This is a genomic window from Microcystis sp. M44BS1, from assembly GCF_020244875.1.
Taxonomy (GTDB): domain Bacteria; phylum Cyanobacteriota; class Cyanobacteriia; order Cyanobacteriales; family Microcystaceae; genus Microcystis; species Microcystis panniformis.
The window spans coordinates 1-2,874 of the sequence record NZ_JADBVM010000112.1; the positions used below are offsets into that span (position 1 = coordinate 1).

General features: G+C 44.1%; 2 protein-coding genes. Both read left to right on the forward strand.

Annotation, left to right across the window (positions count from 1 at the left end; genetic code table 11):
- Positions 1-180: 180 nt before the first annotated feature.
- The gene (locus IM515_RS08080) at positions 181-576 is read left to right on the forward strand and encodes a hypothetical protein (protein ID WP_287629127.1); all 396 of its coding nucleotides are present in this window, start codon (positions 181-183) and stop codon (positions 574-576) included.
- 543 nt (positions 577-1,119) lie between these two features.
- Complete coding sequence (locus tag IM515_RS08085; protein WP_287629128.1) at positions 1,120-2,757, forward strand: HEAT repeat domain-containing protein; 1,638 nt, start codon at positions 1,120-1,122, stop codon at positions 2,755-2,757.
- Positions 2,758-2,874 lie beyond the last annotated feature (117 nt).

Here is a 2,874-nt window from a genome sequence, read left to right on the forward strand (position 1 = left end):
ATTGAGAATGACTGGGGGAACCCTGAAATTTTCGGCTTAGTTGGTGGCAGCTTGCCGCCAACTCACTCCTCTAGATAAGTATTTTGACTCAGGCATCTTCCTCTTTTGAGACGTTGTGACACTTAGGGTGCGGAATGTGGGTTTGATCTGTAGAGATAGAGAAATTCCTGGAGGTAAACTATGAACAGAGACATCATTACTGGAATGGACGGCGAGATTTATGCCCGTCGCGATCTGAGTCGGGAATGGGGCGGGGCGATCGATCTGGGAACCGCGAGGACGGGAAAAAGCTTCGGCGTTGACGGTCATTTAGGGGAAACTAATTGTCGCGGCGTTTGGGATAGTGTGGACAGACTCAAATTCAGGACTTCGCGTAACCTTCGTTTGGAACTCGCCACCGACCCCAACGTGATCACCGAGTTAGTACGATTCGATAGTAAGGGTGTCGCCACCGTCGTCGGTTCGGTTGAATACGGCGACCGACTGTCTCTCAATTTAACACCGGGTCGCTACGGCCTCAGTTTCTTTGTCGAGGGAGATTTGATCTCCTATCAGGTTAATGCGAGTTTTTTTTAGAGAGCGAACGGTTTCTAAGTCGATAGCTGATCGCTGACCGCTATAGGGAAAAGTTCCGGTGCGATCGGTAATTTTCCCGCGTCTGTTTTTTCGAGAAATCTAATCTATTCCTTGGGATAGTGGCACGGTTAAAATCGATAAGATTACAATTTTACTGTTAATCACCTTAGCGATCGCTGGATATACTTGCTATCAATTGTCTGTAATCTATTACCAGCTAATCATTAAATTTTATGAAAGTAGCCCGATTCGTTAAGATTATCGGGGATAGAGTAAAGATGGATGAATAAGGGAGAAATAGGCCAGAGCATTTTGGCATGGTTTCTTAAAGAACAATTTTACAGATGAAATCGCTGAAACTACATTAGGTCAAGTATTTTGTCATTTGGAGGGAAGTTTAGATATGACGGATGGCTGCTATTTGGTGGCAGGGATGGCACTGAAGCAGCTTGGGAGTGTGAGGGGTGCGAGAAGAGGTTGGGGGGGTGAGCAGGGAATAATTGTAGATCAGTCTAAAAGGTCAGGATTTTGGGGAGCAGACTCATGCCTAGGCGTACCTGGAAAAATCTCTCTGTGGCTTTCATACTAAGCTTGGCTCTGCCAATACTTATAACGACTATTGGTCGGACACAAGAGTTGTGTACTGATAGAGAAAAAATCAGGGAACATCTGGAAGCATCTATTTCTGATTCCTCCCATTTTAAGGTTCTACTCAAATGTGGTTCAGACGTGGTGCCTTACCTGATTGAAGTCCTTGAGAATGAAGAGCCAAATACAAACCTTGTCTGGAGTGCCAGAACCTTACTAGGGCGTATGGGTTCAGCCGCAGTACCTGACCTAGTTAAGCTCTTAGACAATAAAGAACCAAAAGTTCGCCAGAATGCTGCTGAGGCTCTAGGGATGATTGGTTCTGATGCTAAAGATGCAGCCCTTCCTTTAGCTAGGCTTCTTGAGAAAAAGAATGAGGATCTAGCCGTTCGCCAGAGCGCAGTCCAAGCCTTGGTAAGGATGAAGGCAGAGGCTAAAGCTGCGGTCTCTATCCTGGTTCAGCTTCTCAAGGATAAGGACAATGAAAAACCAGAAGTTCTCAGGAGTATCATCGATGCTTTGGGAAACATTGGCTCTGAGGCTAAAGATGCAGTGCTACCACTGATTGATGCCCTTGAAGATGACGATTCTGACGATTCTGAAATTCGCAGGAGAGCTGCTATTGCCATAGGGCGTATTGGATTCGAGGCTAAAGCCGCAGTCACCAGCCTGAGCAAGCTAGTTGAGGACAAGAATCAACCTGAAGGGGTTCGTTATCAAGCTACTCTTGCTCTGTCACGCATTGCTGAAGCCCATGTGGACAAGATTTCTCAATCCCGTTCCCACAAGGGAAAACTTCTTGATCTCAAGTCCAAAATTCTTTACTTCAAGCAACTTAACGAAGCTATAGATACTGTATCGACTATAGAAAAATCTCTAGAAAATTCGGGTTTTGATGATGAGCAGCGTGCTGCGAGTCGGTCTCTAAGCTCCCTAAAGAGCGAAAAGAACTCCTGGCTCATGTCGGAAGCTATACAGTGGTTTTCTAATATCAGAAATGTCTGGGTAATACATGGGATTTTTTGGCTGGCATTAGTCTTTGCCTACCCCAAATCTCCTCAGATTCAGGCTATATTCTTCTGGAATCCTTGGTTGCGGCGTATCACTGGGCTAGGTTATGTCGGACTCGCTCTCACTTGGGTTCCCTTCCTACGAGCTAGGCTGTTTTCTCCATTCAAAGAATCTTTGCTTTCAGATGCTCATTTAGATGACTTTAATCCCAAAGCTTACTTCGCTGATTCAGATGTAAAGTTTCAAGGAAAAATAGATGCTCAACCCATTCGAGAAGCCATCCCAGAAATTCGAGGGCAAATCGTCCTAGAAGGAGAATCTGGATTAGGTAAATCGATGTTTTTGCGTCATTTAGTGAAACAATCTCAGCAAATTACTGTTTACTTACCTGCCATAAAATGCCATCAGGGGGTAATGGAAGCAATACAAGCTAAACTGCATGGTTGCGTCCAAGAAGATCCTAATTTTCTCAAAAATCTGATTTATAGCGGTGCAATTTATATTGCCATCGATGGACTCAATGAAGTTACACCAGATACACGTGCCAAGATTACTAACGGCTCTTCCGAACTTGTCATGTAAAATTAAAGAAAAAACAGACAATTATTGCTGACCAATAAAACAATAATTTATCTTTAAAAGCTGACTATGCTTGCAATACAGCAATTTATTGGTTAAAATATAGACAGCCAAGACCAG